The sequence below is a fragment of the Bacillus sp. V2I10 genome (genome assembly GCF_030817055.1).
Classification (GTDB): domain Bacteria; phylum Bacillota; class Bacilli; order Bacillales; family Bacillaceae; genus Bacillus_P.
Genome location: NZ_JAUSYV010000001.1, coordinates 506,200 through 529,925, shown reverse-complemented (window position 1 = coordinate 529,925; position 23,726 = coordinate 506,200). Strand labels below are relative to the sequence as shown.

Below are 23,726 nucleotides of genomic sequence, written 5' to 3'. Positions count from 1 at the left end.
AGATTGTTCCTCCTAGTTTAGGGGCTTAATAATCCCGCAGCATGAATATGACATGTTCTTGTATTCGATTACCGGTACGTTTCTTTCTTTTGCCAGCAGGAAAATGTGTTCAAGATCCTTATTGTTCAAATCTTTCACAAGAATTTTCCAGGGTATTCTGCGCAAAAGTACACGAGTTGTTTCTCCGACCCCAGGTTTAACATGATGAATATTTTCTATGCTGAAATCATCCTGAATTTGTTTAATATCCCGGATGCCTTTCCAAGTCGGTTCTTTATCCTCTGCCTCAAGCTTTAACACTTGCTCGCCGATTTCATCCGAAACATGTGAAAACTCAGAAACGACAACGTCAATAAAATGATTCGAAACATCCTCAGGAAGCAGTTCAGAATAATATTTAGCCCCGTGAAAATCATCAGGTCCAATGAACTGGTCATTTAATACGGTCCTGCTGACCAATCCTGAAACGGTAGAATTCAAGCAGGCACTTGGAATTAAGAAGTCTTCTCTAGTTCCATAAATCTCCGTGCAATAGCCAGGATCTGCCAAGACAGCAAGTGAATCATTGATATTCATTTCGTATTTCCTGTTGAAGCCGGCGACTGCCTCTGTCAGTTCTCTCGTAATAGCGCCTTTCCCAGTCCAGCCGTCCACAAACTGTACATGATCATTCGGATGATTCTGAGCAATATATCTCATCGCATTTTCATCAATGCCGCGGCCTCTGACGATGGAAACACTATAATGAGGAACGTTAAGATTATAGGTTTGCAGCAGATATCTCTTCATCAAAATGCCGATCGGCGTACCTGCTCTTGCAAGTGATACAAGAACGATGCTGCGGCCCTTCTCTTTAAGGATGCGCTCTGCAACGGTTCCTACTGCAATCGCCAGTTTTTGCTTGTACATATCTAAGGAATGATGAAAAAGCTGTAAATATTCATCTGTCGGCTTGTATTCAATCGGAAGCATTTCTGAGTAATGGGTTCCGCTTTGAACAGCCTGCTCTCTTTCTAAGGTTGATTTTTCAAGGCTGACCTGACTCAGGTCCTTTAATAAGAAAATAACGTCCTGCTCCGAATAGCTTCCCATTGCTGCCGGTTTTGGCAATTGCTGCTCCACCTTATTCATCTGCTGCACTTCCTTTTTTGTTTGTACTGAAAAAGACGAGATTGATGATTGGAAAAACTCTTTTCAGCTGGTTCATCATTGATTTCATATGGTCACTTAAAACAGCCCGTTCAAAAAAGACAAAGACTTCGTCGTATTGACCTTGTACTGCATTATAAAAGAAATTAGCTGTTTCTCCGTCTTCCGGGTTTGTAAAAGGATAACCGCTTTTCACTGCGTAATCTTCCCTTTCAACCGGGTGAATCGGACTTCTGGTCGTTGATTGATAGAAGATCCCTTCTCCCATAAAGGATGCGGTTTTCATAGGCACATACATAAATTCCCCTGTACCAAGGCATAGAGTTTTCTTTCCTTTACGGAATTCAAGGAGATTTGCTGCTGCGCTTTGACAATAATCATCGACACTAAGCTGCTCCTGATCTGTTAGACCGAATCTGCCTGTGTGTATTAAATAGGGTGCAGAAAGAAGTTCAGAAGAATATGAAGTCGTATCATCACTAGATATATAGATTTCATTTATCTCAGATTCAGACACTTGTTCTGATCCTTTTTCAGCCTGGTTCTCTGCTACCGGATCCCCGGTTGTTGAAATAAGACCTGTTATTAAAGAAACCGTATGGATCGCAACACCAAGTCTTTCTTCTGTTTCTCTGAATCTTTTTTGGTCCTCTTCTGAGCGCCAATCAAGAATAGACACGACTGTATATTCACGGCGAGGATACTTCGATTGGATAGATTCAATGATATTCAGAGCCGTTTTACCTGTTGTTACTTCGTCATCCACTAAAACGATCGGACGGTCATTTTCAAATAGACTCTCGTCCACATAACAGCGGTGAGAGGTCGCATGTGAGTGTTCTTCTTCAAAATTGATGATGGAATCCATTCCAGATACCATTTCCCTTGTTGTATGAAAAAAAGAGGCATTTTCAAAGTTTTCAAAGACTGCATGTCCAAGGGCAGTTGCTGTTTCTGCGAATCCTATAAATAGAGCCTGATCGTTTAAAGTGTGGCGGTACTCACTCTTTTGAATCGCTTCCCCGTTTAATCCAGCAAGAATTTGGTCTCTTTCAGGATGTGTTTCTCCGTGTACAACCTCCATATATCTTGCTGCAAGAGCTTGTCCAGTTAAAAGAGCAAGCGCAGGATCAACAGGAATATGCTTGCCGAGGACTTTGCTCACAAATAAGAAGCCGCGTTTTTTATTAATCCGTGCTGCCATTGAAAACAGGTTTTCCAAAGGAAGAAGATAAGGATTGCTTGTCAGTTCAATTTCAACAGAAAGCTTTCCTAATAAATCAAATGTATAATTGCTCGTTTGTTGTTTCGCTGATAAGGTCAATAAATGATTGCTGCTCATGGAACACCCCGTATATTTTTGATTTCAAGATGATTTTCCGCGCCCAATTGTAATGGGGTTTAATTTCGTTCATTTTATTTGAAAACTCACTTCTGATGACGCCGTTATAAGATTGCGCCTGATCAAGGATCGACGATGCATCCAAATATTCTTCTTTTGTCACGGCATTCAGCGCGTTTACTATTTTAATATGCAGCGGATGAATAATGGTCTTGCCTACAAGGCCATTCGTATTATCAAGCACGATTTCATGAATTAATCCATCGTCATAACGGTCGATCAGGTTTGCTCTGAACTCAAGTCCCTCGGTGCCGTATGCCTGCTGAAAAGGCGTTTGTCTGATTTGAGGCTTTAAAATCCGCTGGCCTCCGCCAAAATATTCCCAAACGGGTCCTGAAATGACATATTCTTTTTCACATCTTCCAAACACATTAATGATGTCTGTAATGCAGTCACGAATGACGGAAATATCATAAATAGTTGTATCTCGGCTTCTTCTGATGCCGAATAATCCTGATAAATCCGTTCCGCCGAGGCGGACATTCAGAACAAGTTCATAGTAATCATCAAGAATCTCTTTGATAACGAGCAATTCTGCCATACGCGACTCTTTATAAATAATTTCCTTCGTCTCTAAAATAGGCATCCCATACAAAGTGACAGAATAAAGAACAGCGATCTCCTGCAGGGCTGCATAATAGCCTCTTCCATTTTCAGAAGTGAATTTTGGGAAGACAAACCCGCTTAAAAGCTGGATATGATGCTTAAGCTTTGAGGCAAGGCGTTTCATTTGGCCTTCATTTCTGATCCGCAAAAAAATAAGCGGCAGATTTCTCTGATCAAACTGGCCTTTTAAGATGCTGTTAGAGATTACTTCGATTTGCCTGACTGTATTTTCTTCCGCTGATTCTACTTCCGTATCACCGATTGAATCCTCAAGACAAATAACCATTGAAGTTAATCCTTCATGCTTTCCATTAAGAAATTTACCAGATAGTACATCGCTTGAAATAGCCGTCCGATTACCAGGCATGTAGAGAGTCGCACCTAACGTATAGGCCAATGTTTCCCGTTCTGTTTCTTTTGAAAAATGGATTGGTTCGTATAAAAAGATTTCATTTCGCTTTTCTTGAGATAAATATTGAAAATGCTTCAAGCTTGTTCCTCCATTCAGACCCTCTGCGTGATGTACTAGGTGGTAAATTGCTTATTAGAAAAGCGGAACCGCCCTGGTAGACCCGACAGGCAGATAAGGATCCGGCAGAAAAGGCGCTTTTTGCCTTTACTGACGGAGCCGTTCTGACCGAGGGGCTGGGCGGTGCAGCTGGACAATCGAAAAGCGGAGGCGCCTGGTTAGCTCCGACAGACAGATAAGAAATCACCCGAAAAGTCCGGGTTTGACTTTTTGGGGGATTTTGTTCTGGCCGAGGAGTTAGGCGCCGCAGCTGGACAATAGAAAAGCGGAACCGCCCTGGGCAGACTCGGTCAGGCAGATAAGAACCCGGCAGATAGGCGCTTTTTGCCTTTACTGCCGGAGCCGTTCTGACCGAGGGGCCTTGAGCGGTGCCTTCAAACTTTTCCTTTTTAAAAAGGCGCGTTGTTTATAAAAACAACGCACCTCTCATCATGATTTTTCAGTCCGGTTATTAAACGTCTAAACCGTAGTCTTTTACAAGTGATCCTAAGCCGCCCTGGTAGCCGCTTCCGATTGCGTTGAATTTCCATTCAGCGCCGTGACGGTATAACTCGCCAACTACAACCGCTGTTTCGATAGAGAAATCTTCTCCTAAATCGTAGCGGATTAATTCTTGATTGCTCTCTTCGTTTAAGATGCGTACATATGCATTTGAAACTTGTCCGAAGTTTTGGCTGCGTGATTCAGCATCATGGATCGTGATTGTGAACGCAATTTTATCGATTGTTGAAGGTACTTGAGAAAGGTTTACTTTGATTACTTCATCATCACCTGAGCCTTCTCCAGTACGGTTGTCGCCAGTATGCTCAACAGAACCGTTTCCGCCTATAAGGTTGTTGTAGAAAATGAAATCTGCTTCGCTTGCAGCTTTGCCATTTGCATCTAATAGGAAAATAGATGTGTCCAAGTCAAAATCATTTCCGCCGTCATACTTGTTTGTGTCCCAGCCAAGACCTACTAATACTTTTGATAAACCAGGATTTGATTTTGTTAAATCAATTTTTTGACCTTTAGATAAACTGATTGCCATTTCGATTCGACTCCTTTTATGTATAAGTTTTAATTTCTAATAATTATGAGTGACGATTTGCAATTTCAGTGATTGATGCATCTTTAGTGCCAGATCCGACTGCTGCGAATTTCCACTCGCCGCCGTGACGGTAAATTTCTCCCGGAATAAGAGATGTTAAGCCGGAATAGTCATCAGACAGGTTGTAATGTACAAGCTCTGTTTTAGTTGCTGAATCCACTACACGGATAAACGCATTTTGAATCATTCCGAAATGCTGCTTTCTTTGCACAGCCTGATAAATGTTTACAACAAACACAATCTTATGAACGTTGGGTGGCACTTTGCTGAGGTCGATTAAAACCTGCTCATCGTCTCCATCGCCATCACCTGTTAAGTTGTCCCCTGTATGTTTGACAGAACCGCATTTGCTTGTAAGGTTGCCGAAATAAATCACACTTTTCTTGTCAAGCAGACGGTCGTTTTCATCCAGCATCATTACAGATGCGTCACAATCCACATTGCTTCCGCCTCCGCCGCCGAATAAGCCGCCAAGCAGTCCGCCGCTTTTTTGCTTTACAGGGTCCCAGCCAAGGCCTACCATTAAATTCTTCAGGCCCGCATTGCCTTTTGTCAGATCAATCTTTTGACCCTTTTGTAATGTAATTGCCATTTCTTCACTCTCCCTCTTGGGTAATGTGGAAACTTGCAAGTCAGAAACCAAGACCAAAGTCACTTTTATAGAACAAATGGATCATTTGGTCTACCATCACGATAACGTGACCACAAGTTTAATACTACCAACAAATTAACAAAATTTAAACTAAAAACCTTTTTCAAAGGTGTTAATCTTTCATACGATTTAAATAAAAAAAAGTTTCATATTAAATACTTACAAAATGATTTCTTTTTCGAGGAAAGTCACTTTAATATCAAGCTTCATTTCTTGCTTCTCCACATTTTCCCCAAGAAGCAATCTGACAGCAAGATACGGGAAGTTCACCCCGGATAAACAGCTGAAGTAGAGACCGCCTGACATTCTTGGGTTGATTTCCAGTAATTTTGGCAATCCCTGATTGAATTTCACTTGAATGTTAAAGATATAATCCAGCTTAAATTCTTTTGTGAAATCCTCGGCAAGTCTGATAAGCTCTTTGTTATTCTCTAAAATCCGGATCCTGCCCCCGCCTTTTTTCCGCGGAACCGCAGCAAGCAATTCCCCGTTATAAGCCAGGCAGTCAATGCTGTATTCTTCGCCTTCTAAAAACTCCATCACCATCAGCTCAGGAAATTCCGGGACAGCTCTCAGGCCATCGTACGCTCTTTGAAATGGAATGCGGTAGCTCGGCGCCATTACTTCTTTTAAAGGATCTAGCTCATTATCAATAATCCGAAAACCATAGCCGCCTTCTCCTACAACCGGCTTATAGCAAACGCCAAGGCCCTCGTTTTTTAGTTTTTCATAGGTTTCTTTAAATTCTTCAGCTGTGCTTGCCGTATAAAAAGAGGGAATTTCAAAGATGCCTTTTTCTTTGCATATATCATAAAATTCATCTTTATTTTCGATTGTTTCTAATAGATTTGCGTCTCTATTTACTAATACCTTTGTGCCGATTGCTTCAAACTCTTTTATGGCTTTGGCAATCGGCAGCATTTTATATCTTGGAACAAACAGTTCAATTTTATGTTTTTCACAAAAATTCAGACAATACCGGACGTACTCATCGTCTGTTTCAAGCTTTGGCTCTACTTCAGAATAATCGCAGTTGGCAAGCATAACGTGATCAGGATCCGGGTGCGTACCGTACACTTCGAACTTTATGCCGTCTTCATTGGCCCGGATCATGTCGATGTAATGATAGGCAACTGAGAACCAGCGGTTAAACCATATTTTATATGTACTCATTTTTATGAAAACCCCTCTCTTCAGCGTGTGCCGAAGTTTTCTATGTTCTTTCATTTTATACTAAATATGGGATGAACTAAATGAAAAATTCAGGAAGGAGAATTGTGCTGTCATAAAGAGCTTCAGCTTTGTTTTTGGAAGCTGATCTGATTCGAGGGAACAACTCACAAAACTGCCTTTCTATTGGCAAGAATCCAGTAAAAAAAAGATAGGGACCGATTTAATCGCACTCCACGGAAATATCCAATTTAGGGGCGGATAAATTTTAGATAGTGCCTGTTATATATTGCATAGGGACCGATATATAGCACTCCACGATATATTCAAATTAGGGGCGGATAAATTATTGATAGTCCTCGATATATATTGTATAGGGACCGATATATAGCACTCCACGATATATTCAAAATAGAAGCGGATAAATTTTAGATAGTGCCTGATATATATTGTATAGGGACCGATTTAATCGCACTCCACGGTTATATTCAAAATAGGGGCGGATAAATTTTTGATAATACCTGATATATATTGTATAGGGACCGATTTAATCGCACTCCACGGTTATATTCAAAATAGGGGCGGATAAATTTTTGATAGTGCCTAATATAAATTTTATAGGGACCGATATGTAGCACTCCACGATATATTCAAAATAAGGGCGAATAAATTTTAGATAATGCCTGATATAAATTGTATAGGAACCGATTTAATCGCATTTCACGGATATAAAATAAAAAATCCTCCCCGAAAATTCGGGGAGGCTCTTACACTTACATATTGCGGCGATACTGCCCGCCTACTTCATATAAAGCCTGCGTGATTTGACCTAAGCTTGCGTATTTTACCGTCTCCATCAATTCAGCGAAAATATTCTGATTGTGGATGGCCGCCTGCTTTAAGCGGTCGATCGCTTCGGCTGCGTATGCCTCATTGCGCTCCTGAAACGCTCTTAAGTTTTGAATCTGAGTTTCTTTTTCTTCTTTGGATGCGCGGGCGATTTCCATGTTATCGACTGATTCTTCGGACGGCTTATTTGGATTGATGTACGTATTTACGCCTATGATCGGCAGCTGTCCTGAATGTTTTTGCATTTCATAATGCATGGACTCGTCTTGAATTTTTCCGCGCTGATACTGAGTTTCCATGGCACCCAGAACACCGCCGCGCTCATTGATGGAATCGAACTCCTTCAAAACCGCTTCCTCTACTAAATCTGTTAGCTCTTCAATAATAAAGGATCCTTGAAGCGGATTTTCATTCTTCGTTAATCCGTGTTCTTTTGTAATAATCAGCTGAATGGCCATCGCTCTTCGGACGGATTCTTCCGTTGGTGTTGTGATTGCTTCATCATAGGCATTCGTATGAAGCGAGTTGCAATTATCCTGCAGGGCCATTAATGCCTGCAAAGTAGTGCGGATATCGTTAAAGTCGATTTCCTGTGCATGCAGAGAGCGTCCTGATGTCTGCACGTGATATTTCAGCTTTTGGCTTCGGTCGTTGGCGCCGTATTTTTCTCTCATAACCGTTGACCAGATGCGGCGTGCGACGCGACCGATCACCGTATACTCCGGATCTAATCCATTGCTGAAGAAGAAAGAGAGATTCGGTGCGAAATCATCGATTTTCATGCCCCGGCTTAAATAATATTCAACGTAAGTGAAACCATTGGCGAGAGTAAAGGCCAGCTGGGAAATCGGATTAGCTCCGGCTTCAGCAATATGATAGCCCGAAATAGAAACAGAATAGTAGTTTCTCACTTTTTCATTGATGAAGTATTCCTGAATGTCACCCATCATTTTAAGAGCGAATTCAGTAGAGATAAATACATGTGTTTTGACCTTGATCTTCTTTTAAAATATCTGCCTGAACCGTACCGCGGACTGTTTGCAGCGTTTTCTCCTTCACTGCTTTTTGTTCATCTGCAGTCAGTGTGCGGCCAAGCTCTGTTTCCTGTTTTTGAATCTGCTGTTCAATCGCTGTATTCATGAACATTGCAAGAATGATAGGTGCAGGACCATTGATGGTCATTGAAACGGAAGTTGCAGGTGCACACAGATCAAATCCGGCATAAAGCTTTTTCATATCATCCAGTGTACAGATGCTTACACCGCTTTCACCGATTTTCCCGTAAATATCAGGGCGGTAAGCAGGATCTTCCCCGTACAGTGTAACAGAGTCAAATGCTGTGCTCAGGCGCTTCGCAGGATCGTCTTTGGACAAATAGTGAAAACGGCGATTCGTCCGTTCAGGTGTTCCTTCTCCAGCAAATTGGCGCTTCGGATCTTCTTCTGCACGTTTGAATGGAAAAACACCGGCTGTATAAGGAAATGAACCCGGAACATTTTCTTTGTATACCCATTTCAAAATTTCACCGTAATCTTTGTATTTCGGCAAAGATACTTTAGGAATGGATAATCCTGAAAGAGAAACCGTTTTTAATTTTGTCACGATTTCTTTATCGCGGATTTTGGTCACAAATTGATCAGTTTCATATTTCTCTCTCAATTCAGCCCATGAATCTAAAATCCGTTTTGATTCTTGTGAAAGTTCTTCTTCTACACTCTTTTTAATAGCTTCCAATGATTCCAGCACTTCTGGTGCAGCGTCTCTTTCTTTCACACTTTCGATCGCGCCCTGCAGCTGAAATAACCTTCTCGCAATGTCAGCCTGATATTCAGCTTTTTGATGATAGGTGCGTACAGATTCGCTGATTTCTCTTAAATAGTAGCGGCGGTCTGTCGGGATAATGACGTTTTGCTTTTCTACATCCTTCACGACTGGAAGGGTTGAAGACCAGCTTTTGTCTGCCTTTTTATTGATTAGATCTAAAAGGGCCACAAACAGTGTATTTGTTCCGGGATCATTGAACTGGCTTGCAATTGTCCCATAAACCGGCAAGTCTTCGAATGGACTTTCAAACAGTAAGTGGCTGCGCTGATATTGTTTTTGCACCTGGCGCTTTGCATCCTGAGATCCTTTTCTTTCGAACTTGTTGATCACAATCAAATCTGCATAATCGATCATATCTATTTTTTCAAGCTGGGACGGGGCGCCAAATTCGCTTGTCATGATATATAAAGAGAGATCACAGATTTCAGTAATTGCTGCATCACCCTGGCCGATTCCGCTTGTTTCAACAATAATCAGGTCATAGCCTGCACCTTTGACAACAGCAATCGCATCATTGATCGCAAGAGACAATTCAGATCTTGATTGTCTTGTCGCAAGACTTCTCATGTAGACCCTTGGCGAAAAGATAGCGTTCATGCGGATACGGTCGCCTAGGAGGGCGCCGCCTGTTTTTTGCTTTGTCGGATCGATGGAGATAACGGCAATTTTGATTTCAGGGACTTCATTTAAAAATCTGCGGATCAGTTCATCTGTAAGCGAACTTTTCCCGGCTCCGCCAGTACCTGTTATCCCTATAACAGGAGCGTCTGAAGAAAGCTGCTTCACTTCTGAAATCACCTTTTCGGCTGTTGCCGCTGCTTCGTTTTTGCTTCCGAGCTGTGATTCAGCAACCGTAATCAGCTTGGCAATCGCTCCAACATCACCCGTTTTCAGCTTTTCGATTTCGTCTTCAATTTTAGTAACTGTTTGAAAATCGCACTCTTTCATCATGAGCTCAATCATTCCCTGAAGACCAAGCTCCCTGCCGTCTTCCGGAGAAAAAATACGCGCAATGCCATATTCATGCAGTTCTTTTATTTCACGCGGGATGATGACACCGCCGCCTCCGCCGTACAGACGGATATGCGAGGCTCCTCTTTCTTTTAAAAGGTCATACATGTATTTAAAAAATTCTACATGTCCGCCTTGATAAGAAGAGATTGCAATCCCCTGCGCATCCTCCTGAATAGCTGCATTTACGATTTCTTCAACTGAACGATTGTGTCCAAGATGGATGACCTCTGCTCCGCTTGCCTGCAGAATTCTCCGCATAATATTAATCGAAGCATCGTGTCCGTCAAATAAACTTGAAGCCGTTACAAAACGAACGGCATGTTTCGGTTTATAGGTCTCCTGTGTATGCATACATCCCGCATCCCCTTTACTCTCGTTATTTCGTTTGATTCCCGTTTTTTCCTACCCCTTGAAGAATCAGTTTTGTCTGAACCTCAATATACTCATCCAACGTGTAATTTCTTTGCAGAGCCCATCTTCTGAACCCCCACATTTGCCCCTGAACGAATATATTGTGCGCCAATAATTCCCGCTCCCTTGAGGAAAGCGAAATTTCCCCTTTATCCACGCAGCCTGTAATTACTTTTTCAAACATCCCGACCATTTCGATTTCTTTTTGCAGAACGTACGGGAGAGCGTCACGCGACAGTGACTTTGCCTCCTGGTACATGACAAGCACCTCATCCTGCATTTCATCGACAACTTTGAAGTAGTTGGCAATGGCAACCTTTAAGCTTTCAATTGTGCCCTGCTTAATATCAATGTCTTTCTCCAGTCTGTCGCGAACCTGGTCATAAATTGTATCACAGACAAGATACAGCACATCTTCCTTTTGTCTGATGTATTCATACAGCGTGCCGATGCTGAATCCCGCCGCCTTTGCAATTTCCCTTGTGGTTGTGCCGTGGAATCCTTTTTGCTTAAAGAGATTTACCGCACCTTTAATCATTTGGTCACGTCGTTTTTGAACAAGCCTCTCATCTTTGACAGAAGCATGCACTTCACGTTTCGTCATCTTCCACCGCCTCCCTGTTTGAATTGTCCTCTTATTTTGTAATCATCCTCGAGATCACAAGTCTTTGAATCTCCTGTGTTCCCTCATAGATTTGAGTGATTTTTGCATCCCTCATATACCGTTCTACTGGGTAATCTTTCGTGTAGCCGTAGCCCCCGAAAACCTGAACAGCTTCTGTTGTCACCTTCATTGCCGTATCTCCTGCAAAAAGCTTGGACATGGCTGATTCTTTTCCATAAGGCAGTCCTTCTGATTCAAGCCATGCAGCCTGATAGGTTAAGAGACGGGATGCTTCAACCGTTGTAGCCATATCAGCCAATTTAAAGCCAATACCCTGCTGCATCGCAATCGGTTTTCCGAACTGCTGGCGTTCTTTCGCATAAGCAACAGAAGCATCAAGAGCGCCTTGGGCGATTCCGACAGCTTGAGCTGCAATCCCGTTTCGGCCGCCGTCAAGTGTCATCATGGCAATTTTAAAGCCTTCCCCTTCTTGACCAAGAAGGTTTTCTTTTGGCACGATGCAATCTTCAAAGATGATTTCTGTTGTCGGCGAGGAACGAATGCCAAGCTTGCTTTCTTTCTTGCCCACAGAGAAGCCCTTGAAGTCTTTTTCAACGATAAACGCGCTCGTGCCTTTATGCTTGCTTTCAGGATCCGTTACAGCAAACACGATATACGTATCGGCAATTCCTCCGTTTGTGATAAAGATCTTAGAGCCATTAAGAACGTAATGGTCGCCGTTTAATTTAGCCGTCGTTCTCATGCCGCCTGCGTCAGAGCCTGAACCTGGCTCAGTTAATCCGTAAGCGCCGATCTTCTCGCCCTGTGCCATTGGCCTCAAATACTTCTGTTTTTGTTCTTCTGTGCCGAATTTGAAAACAGGCCAGCCTGCAAGTGAAGTATGGGCAGATAATGTAACCCCAATCGACGCGCACACTCGTGAAAGCTCTTCAATCGCAATGACATACGCTAAGTAGTCGCTGCCAATGCCGCCGTATTCTTCCGGCCAAGGAATGCCTGTTAAGCCAAGCTCAGCCATTTTGTCAAAAAGTGCACGGTCAAAACGCTCTTCCTCGTCACGTTCTGCAGCTGTAGGCTCTACTTCATTTTTAGCGAAGTCTCTTACCATTTTACGAATCATTTCATGCTCATCTGATAGTTTAAAAAACATCTATTTCATCCCCCGTATTGATTAATTTAAGATATGTTTACTGATGACGATTCTTTGAATCTCGCTGGTTCCTTCATAAATCTCGCACACTTTTGCATCCCTGAAGTAGCGTTCAACCGGATAATCTTTTGTATAGCCATAGCCGCCATATACTTGAATCGCTTCTATGGCAACCTCCATCGCTGTTTTAGAGGCAAACAGCTTGGCCATTGACGCTTCTTTTCCGCAAGGAAGTCCGTTCTGCCTTAAGAAAGCGGCTCTGTATGTTAGAAGTTCAGAGGATTCAACACTTGTTGCCATGTCTGCCAGTTTAAAACCGATGCCTTGCTGAGCAGAGATTGGCTTGCCGAATTGAACACGCTCTTTTGCATAGTTGATGGAGTTCTCAAGCGCCGCCTGCGCGATGCCAAGTGATTGGGCAGCAATTCCGATTCTCCCCACATCCAGATTGGCCATGGCAATTTTAAACCCGTCTCCTTCTTCCCCAAGAAGGTTTTCAAACGGAACCTCGGCATCTTCGAAGGAAAGCTGGACAGTCCGTGACCCATAAAGCCCCATTTTGTGCTCATCTTTTCCAATCACAAGGCCCTCCGTATTCTTTTCAACTACAAATGCTGAAATCCCCTTTGTTCCCCCGTCGGGATTTGTGGACGCGAACACGATATATGTGTCTGCTTCTCCCCCATTTGTAATAAACACCTTTGATCCATTCAAAATGTATTTGCCGTCTTTTTTGACGGCTTTTGTTTTTAAACTGCCTGCATCAGATCCTGATCCTGGCTCTGTTAAACAGAAAGCCCCTAAGTATTCGCCGCTTGCAAGCTTTGGAATATATTTCTTTTTCTGTTCTTCTGATCCAAAATAAAGAATCGGATTTGTGCCGACTGATGTATGAACGCTTAGAATGACACCGACTGTCGCACTTACTTTTGAAAGCTCGTGGATGGCAATAATGTAAGAGGTAAAATCCATACCTGCCCCGCCGTATTCCTCAGGTATTGGAATTCCCATTAGACCAAGTGAGCCCATTTTACGGAAAATCTCTCTTGGAAATTCTCCCTGCTCCATTTTTTCTACAAACGGCTCGATTTCTGTTTGAGCAAAATCCCGAACCATCTTACGCATCATTTCCTGCTCTTCTGTGAAGCGAATATTCATGTCCCGTCCCCCTGTGATGTCTGATTAACCCTCGTATGAATAAAAACCTCTGCCTGTTTTGCGGCCAAGCCATCCAGCTTTTACATATTTTCTGAGAAGTGGACATGGACGGTATTTATCATCGCCAAAGCCTTCGTGAAGCGTTTCCATAATATAAAGACAAGTATCAAGGCCGATAAAGTCAGCAAGTGTGAGCGGGCCCATCGGATGATTCATTCCAAGCTTCATCACTTCATCAATCGCTTCTTTCTCTGCAACCCCTTCGTACAGAGTGTAGATGGCTTCATTGATCATAGGCATCAGAATTCTGTTTGAGACGAAACCCGGAAAATCATTGACTTCAACCGGAACCTTTTTCAATGTTTTCGTCATATCTTCAATTGCCTGATAGACTTCTTCACTTGTTGCAAGACCGCGGATAATTTCAACCAGCTTCATCACAGGCACCGGGTTCATAAAATGCATGCCGATTACTTTTTCAGGACGCTTTGTTGCTGCTGCGATCTCTGTAATTGGCAAAGAAGAAGTATTTGTCGCAAGAATGGTATGCTCTGGTGTAATCTCATCAAGCTTTGCAAAAATATCTGATTTGATTTTCATATTCTCAACAGCTGCCTCAATTACTAAATCTGTTTGTGCTGCATCCTGAAGATCTATGGAAGCTGTCAATCTGCCTAAGATTTCGTGCTTTTGCTCTGCTGTCATTTTTTCTTTATCTACTTGTCTTTGAAGATTTTTATCAATCGCAGCAAATCCCTTTTGAACGAATTCTTCTTTTAAATCATTCAAGTAAACCTTGTACCCTGCCATTGCAAAAACCTGCGCTATGCCTGAACCCATCTGACCTGCCCCGATAACCATTACATTTTGAATACTCATGTACATCCCCCTTGATCGTTTTAACGCTTATACTTCTACCATAATTGCGTCGCCCTGGCCTCCGCCGCTGCAGATTGCCGCAATGCCGATTCCGCCGCCGCGTCTTTTCAGCTCATGAATTAATGTAATAATGATTCGTGCCCCGCTCGCTCCAATTGGATGTCCAAGCGCAACGGCTCCACCGTTTACATTTACTTTTTCAGGATCGAGCCCCGCCAGCTGATTGCTTGCTAAAGCGACTGCCGAAAATGCCTCATTAATTTCAAACAAATCAATTTCTTCAAGCTTCTTACCCGTTTTTTTCAAAAGCTCAAGAATGACAAGTCCTGGTGTTTTCGGAAAATCATTTGCTTCAAGCGCAATGGATGTATGGCCGATAATCGTCGCAATCGGCTGCTTTCCTTCTTGCTTTGCACGTTCTTCGCTCATCAGCACAAGAGCTCCCGCGCCGTCATTGACTCCCGGTGCATTTCCTGCCGTAATGGTGCCGGCTTGATTAAAGACTGGTTTTAACTTAGACAATCTTTCAATCGATGTATCTTTTCTCGGTGCTTCATCGTGCTCTACTTTAAGGGGATCGCCTTTACGCTGCGGAATCTCTACACTCACGATTTCTTCTCCCAATTTCCCTGATTCGATTGCTGCAACTGTCCGCTTGTGGCTTCTTAGTGCCCACTCATCCTGTGCTTTTCTTGAAATTTCCAAGTCTGATGCTGTTTCATTTCCGTACGTGCCCATGTGAACCCCTGTAAAGCTGCACGTAAGACCATCATGGACCATTAAATCCTGAACCTTGGCATCTCCCATGCGCAGGCCCCATCTTGCTTTAGGCATGATGTACGGAGCATTGCTCATAGATTCCATTCCGCCTGCTACAATGACCTCTTCATCTCCGGCACGGATGATTTGATCAGCAAGCGTGACACTTCGCATTCCTGATGCACATACTTTGTTGATGGTTTCTGTTTTTACCTTCCAGGGAATGTCTGCATGTCTTGCAGCCTGCCGGGAAGGAATTTGCCCCTGACCGCCTTGCAGAACAGATCCCATAATGACTTCATCCACCTCTTCCGCGTTTACATTTGCACGCTTTAAGGCTTCTTTAATGGCAATTCCTCCAAGCTCTGACGCCGTAAGGGAACTGAGGCCGCCTCCAAATTTCCCAAATGGTGTTCTAACACCGCTTACGATCACTGTTCGATTCATCATTCTTCATCCCCTCAATTCTTTTATAAGAAAACGTTTACAAAATTCCGATTGAACGCTCGCTCAGATTACTTCCAGGGAAGAAGGTGAAACGAAATCGCTCCACCTTCCTATATATCTATCTCTGTCATTCTCCACTTATGCTGAAATTCCTTTTAAGCAACGCTCTCTTTTTTCTCGCCGAGAACCGCTTTTTCAAGAAGCTCTGCTACGTCATACGTGCTGACTGTTTCTTCAACTTCTTTTGCCTTCGTTCCGTCGCTCAGCATCGTTAAGCAATATGGACAGCCTGAGCTGATGACGGTCGGGTTCACTTCAAGCGCCTGATTTGTTCTTGCCACATTTACACGTGAACCTGCATCTTCTTCCATCCACATAAGTCCGCCGCCTGCTCCGCAGCACATTCCCGTTTCACGGTTGCGGGTCATTTCAACAAGATTTACACCTGGTATGGCCTTCAGAATTTCGCGAGGCGGCTCATATACTTCGTTGTAGCGTCCCAAATAGCAGGAATCATGGAAGGTAATCGTCTCATTCACTTCAAATTTAGGAACAAGTCTTCCTTCTTCTACAAGCTTGGCTAGAAGCTCTGTATGGTGGCACACTTCTGCCTCGAGTCCAAAATCAGGATATTCATTTTTGAAAATGTTGTATGCATGTGGATCGATGGTGACGATTTTCTTGATCTCATTCTTCTGGAATTCATCAATATTTTTCGTCGCTAGCTCCTGGAATAAAAATTCGTTTCCAAGACGGCGAGGCGTGTCTCCCGAGTTCTTTTCCTTGTTTCCAAGAATCGCGAATTTCACTCCAGCTTCATTTAGAAGCTTCGCAAAAGATAATGCGATTTTCTGGCTGCGGTTATCGTAAGATCCCATGGAGCCAACCCAAAACAGGTACTCAAACTCTTCGCCTGCTTTACTCATTTCTTTTACCGTTGGAACATGAACGTCGTCGCGCGCCTCGCGCCAATCTTCACGCTCTTTTCGGTTAAGGCCCCATGGATTGCCCTGACGTTCGATGTTTGTCATCGCGCGCTGAGCATCCGGATCCATTTTTCCTTCTGTCAAGACTAGATAACGGCGCATATCAATGATTTTGTCTACGTGCTCGTTCATAACAGGACACTGATCTTCACAGTTGCGGCATGTTGTACAAGCCCAGATTTCTTCTTCTGTGATGATTTCGCCAATCAGGCTTGGGTTATATTCAAGCGTCGCTGCTGCTTCCTTGGAACCCTGTCCTGATGCCATGGCTGCAAGCTGATTGCCCTTAGTGCCGGCAAAAGCGTACGTTGGAACCCATGGTGACATTGATGTTACTGCTGCCCCTTTTTCCGTTAAATGATCACGCAGTCTTAAAATTAAATCCATCGGAGAAAGCATTTTGCCTGTTCCCGTTGCAGGACACATATTTGTACAGCGTCCGCATTCGACACACGCATATAAATCAATCAGCTGTGTTTGCTTGAAATCTTCAATTTTTCCAACACCGAATGATTCCTGTGACTCATCCTCAAAATCAATTTTCTCAAGCTTTCCAGGGTTTGAAAGACGGCCGAAGTAAACATTCGCCGGACCCGCAAGCAAGTGAGCATGCTTTGATTGAGGCACATAAACTAAGAACGTTAAAAGAATCAGCAAATGCACCCACCATGAAATGTAGAAGATAACAGCAGCACCCGTCTCGCCGACAAAGCTCAGCAAATAGGCAAAGCTTGAAGCAATTGGTTCTGTCCATGTTAATTCATGATTGTGCCAGATCAGGTTCATTCCGTTTCCGAGCAGAACGGACAGCATTAAGCCGCCGATAAAGATTAAAACAAGACCTGCTTTAAAGTTTTTCTTTAACCGTACGAGCCTCTCAATGTACCTGCGGTAAAAAGCCCATACTACCGCAACCAGGATCATCAAAGTGACAATTTCCTGAAAGAAAGTGAAGCCTGGATAAAGCGGTCCAAGCGGAAGATGCTTGTCTGGCAGTAAGCCTTTAATAATAAAATCAAGCGCTCCAAACTGTACTAGAATAAACCCGTAAAAGAACATCACATGCATGATGCCGCTTTTTTTATCCTTAAGGAGCTTCTTTTGACCGAAAACATTGACCATAATGTTCTTCAGTCTTTCATTTAACTGCTGATCAAACTCTGTTTTCTTCCCGAGCTTGATGTATGCCATTCTTGAACGGATTAAGTAAATAAACAAACTCGCTCCGTAAGCGGTTACAAGTATGAATGCAGCAAAATTAATCCATAACAGTGCTTCCAATTTGTCTCCCCCGTTTCTGTGCTGAAATACTCCCATTGCCCCATCATTCTAAAAACTTAAAATCCGTGTAATTTTCTGAATCTTACCCTATATTTACATGATAATAATGAATGAGCATTCAGTCAATGATTTTATGCTGATAATTTTTCAGCCGGACGTAAAACATAATAGGTAGATGATCTAAAGCGATAAGGAGGGCTTACGTTGAACAGCATGTTACTAATAGGATTGATCGCATTGATATTTGTTGTTTGGCTGCGGCTCGACTATTACTTGGGAAGAAAAAAGCATCTTCAAAATGAAATAAAGTATCCGCTGAGAAAAAGTGATATTGAACTATATATTGTGGGTGAACGCTTTTATAAAAAATTGTTTGAGGACATTGAAAATAGCACTCATTCGATCCATGTGTTATTTTATATTGTAAAAAATGACCCTGACAGCGACGAATTTCTTGCCCTTCTCATAAAAAAAGCAGAACAGGGCATTCAGGTCAGACTCCTTCTGGACTATGTTGGAGGCAAATCACTTAAAAAAGAGAAAATTGAAGAGTTAAAAAAGAGCGGAGTTTCATTTTCGTATACACATAACCCTGCTCCTCCTTTCTTTTTTTATACTCTACAGGCACGCAATCACCGCAAGATTACTGTTATTGACGGAAAAATCGCTTATTCTGGAGGATTCAATATTGGAAAAGAGTATTTAGGAAAGGACCCGAATCTTGGTTTTTGGCGGGATTATCATCTGCGCATAACAAGTGAAGGTGTGCAGGATCTCCAAACACAATTTTTACGTGATTGGCATGAAGCGACAGGTGAAGACCTTAAGACTGTTCAAGCTTACTTTCCTCCCCTCTCACAAGGGACGCTTGAACATCAATTCCTTTCTACCTACGGTCAAAGTTTAGAAGGCCATTTTTTATCATTCATCAAGCAGGCACACAAAAAGAGCTTATAATTTGCACGCCTTATTTTATTCCGGGCAAACAAATACAGGATGAGCTGATAAAAGCAAGGAGGCGCGGAGTAGATATAAAAGTTCTCGTTCCAATGAGGGCGGACCATCCTTTTGTCAAAGAAGCCTCCTTCCCTTACTTTGGCCCCCTGATTCTTTCGGGCTGTGAGATTTATCAATATTATTATGGTTTTTATCATGCAAAAGTCATTGTTGTAGATGATAAGCTATGCGATATTGGAACAGCTAATTTTGATAAGCGAAGTCTTTATTTAAATGATGAGATGAACTGTCTTATTTATGATAAGGATTATATTAAATATGTGAAGGCTACGGTGAACGATGATATTAGAAGTTCTGTGCAGCTGACCTATGACAAATTTACTCAAAGACCTATTTCACAAAGAGGATTGGAAGCAGTTGCCACCATGATTTCTCATTTCTTATAGGCAACTTCATAAGGAAAGGGAGCGTTATATGTTCATTCGATTCGGATATGTATCAAGTGCATTAAACTTGTGGGACTGCTCTCCTTCAAAATCACTGACGTTTGCCCGCTATTCCAGGCTTGATGAAGAGACTGGAATAGAAGCGCTCCATTCGGTTACAAAGCAGAATTTGGAGCATACTCTGCGGATGATTCATTACAATATCGCTCATCAAATCGAACTTTACCGTTTCTCATCATCTCTGGTTCCGCTTGCCACTCATCCAGATGTGAAATGGGATTTTCTCACTCCTTTCCGGGACATTTTAAAAGAAATCGGGGATCTTGTACGAAAAAACAGCCTTAGAACAAGCTTTCATCCGAATCAGTTTACATTATTCACAAGCGACAAGCCTCATATTACCGAGAATGCGGTTATCGATATGCAGTACCATTATGACCTGCTTAAAGGCATGGGACTCGAAAAAGAAGGCTATATCAATATTCACGTCGGGGGAGCCTATGGGAATAAAGAAACAGCAACAGAGCGTTTTTACCGGAATATAAAGAAGCTTCCAGACAATATCAAACAGCGGATGACGCTTGAAAATGATGACAAAACGTATACAACATCTGAGACGCTTGCCATTTGTGAGAATGAAGGAATCCCGCTTATGTTTGATTATCATCACTACTGCGCGAACAAATTAGATGAAGATGATTTGAAAGAACTGCTGGTAAGATTTAAAAAAACGTGGAAAAGCAAAGGGGCCAAGCCTAAAATACATATCTCCTCCCCTAAGTCTGAAAAAGAATTCAGAAGCCACGCTGATTATGTAGATCTGGATTTTATCATGCCCCTGCTGAAAAAACTGAAGGAGATGGAAATGGATTGTGATTTTATGATTGAGGCGAAGCAAAAGGACCGAGCTGTTTTGAAACTTATTGAGGAGATTTCAGCTGTTCGCGGGGTTAAACGGGTGAGCGGCGGTTCGATTAGCTGGTAAGTGAAATCACGGGGATTATGCCCCGTGATTTTTTTTTCAAAACAGGTTCATGAAATATTGCATTGGATTTCAAACCCGGTCCTATGGCACCCAACATGCAGAAATCGCCATTCAATTAGTAAAAACTCTTCTCCCACTCGCAGGAATCTCGATTCAACTCGCAAAAAAGGGCATCCAATTCGCAAACTTCGATTTCAAACGAAAGAAACACATAAAAATGCCAGTTGCCGTTGGCCATTTTATCGTAATGCAGTGAAAGATATTAAGGAAATTCAGCTGAATTGGGTTTCGGATATGGATTCGAAGCACCCAACTCGCAGAAAACGCCATTCAATTAGCAAAAACCCTTCTCCAACTAGCAAGAATCACGGTTTAACTCGCAAAAAAGGGCATCCAATTCGCAAACCTCGATTTCAAACGAAAAAACAATATAAAATGCCTATTTCTAACTGCAGTTGGCCATTTTATCGTAGATGCAGCTAACTTTATTAAAGAAATTCAGCTGTATTGGTTTCAGACCCGATTCCAAAGCACCCAACTCATAGAAAACGCCATTCAATTAGCAAAAACCCTTCTCCAACTAGCAAGAATCACGGTTCAACTCGCAAAAAAGGGCATCCAATTCGCAAACTTCAGTTTCGAACGAAAAACTACATAAAAATGCCTATTTCTAACTGCAGTTGGCCATTTTATCGTAGATGCAGCTAACTTTATAAAAAAATTCACCTGCATTGGGTCTCAGACCCCGTTCCAAAGCACCCAACTCGCAGAAAACGCCATTCAATTAGCAAAAACACTTCTCCAACTCGCAAGAATCACGGTTTAACTCGCAAAAAAGGGCATCCAATTCGCAAACTTCAGTTTTAAACGAAAAACTAAATAAAAATGCCTATTTCTAACTGCAGTTGGCCATTTTATCGTAGATGCAGCTAACTTTATAAAAAAATTCACCTGCATTGGGTCTCAGACCCCGTTCAAAAGCACACAACTCGCAGAAAACACCATTCAATTAGCAAAAACACTTCTCCAACTCACAGGAATCTCGATTCAACTCACGGAAACAGGCATCCAACTCGCACACCTATATTCTTTAGAAAACAAAAAAAGAACGGCCATTGGCCGTTCCCACAAAGTTACATTTTTTCCGGTGCAGAAACACCGATTAGCGACAGTGAATTTTTCAGCGTAATTTGTGTTGCTCTCATTAGAGCCAAACGCGCTTTACTTTTCTCTTCATTTTCTGGATCAAGTACTTTTTCTGCATTATAGAAGCTGTGCAGAGCAGCTGCCACATCATTCACGTAATTTGTGATGCGATGCGGAATGCGTTTCGTTGCTGCTTCTGCCACTGCCTGCGGGAATTCTCCGAGTTTTTTCAGCAGTTCGATTTCTTTTTCAGATGAAATATCTGTGAAATTCAAAACAGCGTCATAAGATAATCCTTGTTCTGCTCCTTGACGCAGCATGCTTTCAATCCGTGCATGTGCATACTGTGCATAGAAAACTGGATTTTCATTGGATTGTGATGCAGCGAGGTCCATATCAAAGTCCATATGTGTGTCTGCGCTTCTCATTGCGAAGAAATAACGAACAGCGTCAAGACCTACTTCTTCCATCAGGTCACGCATTGTAACAGCTTTGCCTGTACGTTTGCTCATTTTCATTTTCTCGCCATTTTTGTAAAGGTGAACAAGCTGAATAATTTCAACCTCAAGAGTATCCTTTTCATAGCCAAGGGCCTCAATAGCAGCCTTCATGCGCGGGATGTATCCGTGATGATCTGCACCCCAAATGTTAATCAGTTTCGTAAATCCGCGGTCAAGCTTGTCTTTGTGGTAAGCGATATCCGGTGTTAAATACGTGTAAGAACCGTCATTTTTAATTAATACTCGGTCTTTGTCATCTCCGAACACAGTTGAACGGAACCATGTTGCGCCATCTTCTTCGAAAATGTGACCTTTTTCACGGAGTACTTGAAGAGCCTGATCAATTTTTCCGTTATGGTAAAGTGAGGTTTCTGAATACCACACATCAAATGGTACACGGAATTCTTCCAGATCCCTTTTCAATTTATCCATCTCGAATTTCAAGCCGTATTCACGGAAAAATCCAAGACGCTCTTCTTTGCTTTCATTTGCAAAACGATCGCCGAATTCATCAGCAAGCTTTTTGCCGATTTCGATGATATCCTGACCATGGTAGCCGTCTTCAGGCATTGCTGCATCTTGTCCGAGAGCCTGCAAATAACGGGCTTCAACTGAAAGTGCAAGGTTGTTAATCTGGTTTCCTGCATCATTGATGTAGTATTCACGTGAAACATCATAGCCCGCTTTTTCAAGGATATTACAAAGAGAAGCGCCTACTGCTGCGCCGCGCGCATGTCCTAAATGCAAAGTTCCAGTCGGATTAGCAGATACAAATTCAACTTGAAGCTTTTCTTTGTTGCCTATATTGACCTCGCCATAAGAGTCACCAGCTTCAAGAATAGATGGGATAAGATCTGTTAAATATGAGTTGTTCATATAAAAATTGATAAATCCTGGTCCTGCGATTTCAATTTTTTCTATAGATGCTTTTCCTTTATCAAAAGAAGCGACTATGTCTTCTGCAATTGCACGAGGTGCTTTCTTGGCAACGCGTGCAAGCTGCATCGCCATATTTGTGGAATAGTCTCCATGGGCTTTATCTTTAGGCAGTTCAAGAATAGCATCCGGAATTTGACTTTCTTCTGCCAGGCCTGCCTTAATTACTGACGCTTTAATTTCACCTTTTAACCGTTCTTTTACTTGCTCAACGATGTTCATCCTTTTTCCTCCCTAAACATGATATGTAAAGTATGTAAATGCGAATCTTTTTCGCCGATCTGCAATTCATAATCAACTTTGATGATGCCGTTTGATTTCCCTTCCATCGTGCGGACGGAAATCCCTGTAGTATTGGTTTCAAGCTGGAGCTGTCCGAATTGTGTCTGATAATTCGTGATCGTTTCGGTTCCTACAATAAAGCGCTGCTTCATTGAGATGGATCCTGACCTCATAATAAAAACCTCGTCGTCTCTGAATTTAACGACGGTTTTTACTTTTCCGTACTCGTGTTCCTCGTGATAGCTTAAATAGGAGGCGTTATTTTTAACATAGTGTTCACCGTTCGTAAAAAGTTCCAGGTTCTCTGAATCATCACCCTGGCTGATCTCGGTTTTCACGATAATTTGAACTGGTTTACTGACCGTCATTTTGACACATCCTTTTAAAGTATCCGCTATTAACTTATCTAGTATAAAGATTTCATGGAAAAAGTTCAATAGGATGGCGGGTCGTATTCATGGTTGACGTTCTGACATTATTTATACGTTTCTAA

The 23,726-nt window shown here is 42.4% G+C and carries 15 protein-coding genes and 2 pseudogenes; 2 read left to right on the top strand and 15 right to left on the bottom strand.

What is annotated here, in order from left to right; translation table 11 throughout:
- Positions 1-12 precede the first annotated feature (12 nt).
- The 13 genes and pseudogenes from QFZ72_RS02845 to QFZ72_RS02785 all read right to left on the bottom strand — a co-directional run bounded on the left by QFZ72_RS02845 (position 13) and on the right by QFZ72_RS02785 (position 17,981).
- Positions 13-1,131 (bottom strand): cysteine protease StiP family protein, encoded by a 1,119-nt coding sequence (locus tag QFZ72_RS02845; RefSeq protein WP_307429134.1) that lies wholly within the window; start codon positions 1,129-1,131, stop codon positions 13-15.
- Positions 1,124-2,491 carry a phosphoribosyltransferase family protein gene (locus tag QFZ72_RS02840; protein ID WP_307429131.1) on the bottom strand — a complete coding sequence of 456 codons (1,368 nt, stop codon included), beginning with the start codon at positions 2,489-2,491 and terminating at the stop codon, positions 1,124-1,126. Before QFZ72_RS02840 ends, QFZ72_RS02845 begins: the two co-directional genes overlap by 8 nt.
- Complete coding sequence (locus QFZ72_RS02835) at positions 2,430-3,647, bottom strand: HpcH/HpaI aldolase/citrate lyase family protein (protein WP_307429129.1); 1,218 nt, start codon at positions 3,645-3,647, stop codon at positions 2,430-2,432. The genes QFZ72_RS02840 and QFZ72_RS02835 overlap by 62 nt, the downstream gene beginning before the upstream one ends.
- Positions 3,648-4,137: 490 nt before the next feature.
- Positions 4,138-4,716, bottom strand: coding sequence for a TerD family protein (locus tag QFZ72_RS02830; protein WP_307429126.1), 579 nt, complete (start codon positions 4,714-4,716; stop codon positions 4,138-4,140).
- Between the two features lie 43 nt (positions 4,717-4,759).
- Entirely contained in the window at positions 4,760-5,368 is a 609-nt protein-coding gene (locus QFZ72_RS02825; RefSeq protein WP_307429123.1) for a TerD family protein, read from the bottom strand.
- A 219-nt stretch (positions 5,369-5,587) separates the two neighbouring features.
- On the bottom strand, positions 5,588-6,601 hold the full coding sequence (locus tag QFZ72_RS02820) for an ATP-grasp domain-containing protein (protein ID WP_307429120.1): 1,014 nt from the start codon (positions 6,599-6,601) through the stop codon (positions 5,588-5,590).
- A 770-nt stretch (positions 6,602-7,371) separates the two neighbouring features.
- A pseudogene (gene icmF, locus QFZ72_RS02815) lies at positions 7,372-10,636 on the bottom strand (fused isobutyryl-CoA mutase/GTPase IcmF).
- Between the two features lie 25 nt (positions 10,637-10,661).
- Positions 10,662-11,300, bottom strand: a complete 639-nt coding sequence (locus tag QFZ72_RS02810; protein ID WP_307429117.1) for a TetR/AcrR family transcriptional regulator — start codon at positions 11,298-11,300, stop codon at positions 10,662-10,664.
- A 31-nt stretch (positions 11,301-11,331) separates the two neighbouring features.
- A complete protein-coding gene (locus QFZ72_RS02805) occupies positions 11,332-12,471 on the bottom strand; it encodes an acyl-CoA dehydrogenase (RefSeq protein ID WP_307429114.1) in 1,140 nt (379 codons plus the stop codon).
- Positions 12,472-12,492: 21 nt separating this feature from the next.
- Complete coding sequence (locus tag QFZ72_RS02800; RefSeq protein WP_307429109.1) at positions 12,493-13,629, bottom strand: acyl-CoA dehydrogenase; 1,137 nt, start codon at positions 13,627-13,629, stop codon at positions 12,493-12,495.
- Between the two features lie 24 nt (positions 13,630-13,653).
- Positions 13,654-14,508: a 3-hydroxybutyryl-CoA dehydrogenase gene (locus tag QFZ72_RS02795; protein WP_307429106.1), complete on the bottom strand. Its 855-nt coding sequence runs from the start codon at positions 14,506-14,508 to the stop codon at positions 13,654-13,656.
- A gap of 27 nt (positions 14,509-14,535) precedes the next feature.
- On the bottom strand, positions 14,536-15,714 hold the full coding sequence (locus tag QFZ72_RS02790; protein WP_307439560.1) for an acetyl-CoA C-acetyltransferase: 1,179 nt from the start codon (positions 15,712-15,714) through the stop codon (positions 14,536-14,538).
- A gap of 155 nt (positions 15,715-15,869) precedes the next feature.
- Positions 15,870-17,981 (bottom strand): (Fe-S)-binding protein, encoded by a 2,112-nt coding sequence (locus QFZ72_RS02785; RefSeq protein ID WP_307429103.1) that lies wholly within the window; start codon positions 17,979-17,981, stop codon positions 15,870-15,872.
- A 213-nt stretch (positions 17,982-18,194) separates the two neighbouring features.
- Here QFZ72_RS02785 and cls point away from each other — a divergent pair.
- Both cls and uvsE read left to right on the top strand, forming a co-directional pair.
- Positions 18,195-19,384, top strand: a pseudogene (cls, locus tag QFZ72_RS02780) (cardiolipin synthase).
- Between the two features lie 28 nt (positions 19,385-19,412).
- Positions 19,413-20,369 (top strand): UV DNA damage repair endonuclease UvsE, encoded by a 957-nt coding sequence (gene uvsE / locus QFZ72_RS02775; RefSeq protein ID WP_307429100.1) that lies wholly within the window; start codon positions 19,413-19,415, stop codon positions 20,367-20,369.
- Between the two features lie 1,133 nt (positions 20,370-21,502).
- Here uvsE and argS read toward each other — a convergent pair.
- Entirely contained in the window at positions 21,503-23,173 is a 1,671-nt protein-coding gene (gene argS, locus QFZ72_RS02770) for an arginine--tRNA ligase (RefSeq protein ID WP_307429098.1), read from the bottom strand.
- The gene (locus QFZ72_RS02765) at positions 23,170-23,601 is read right to left on the bottom strand and encodes a YwiB family protein (RefSeq protein WP_307429095.1); all 432 of its coding nucleotides are present in this window, start codon (positions 23,599-23,601) and stop codon (positions 23,170-23,172) included. Before QFZ72_RS02765 ends, argS begins: the two co-directional genes overlap by 4 nt.
- Positions 23,602-23,726: the final 125 nt, after the last annotated feature.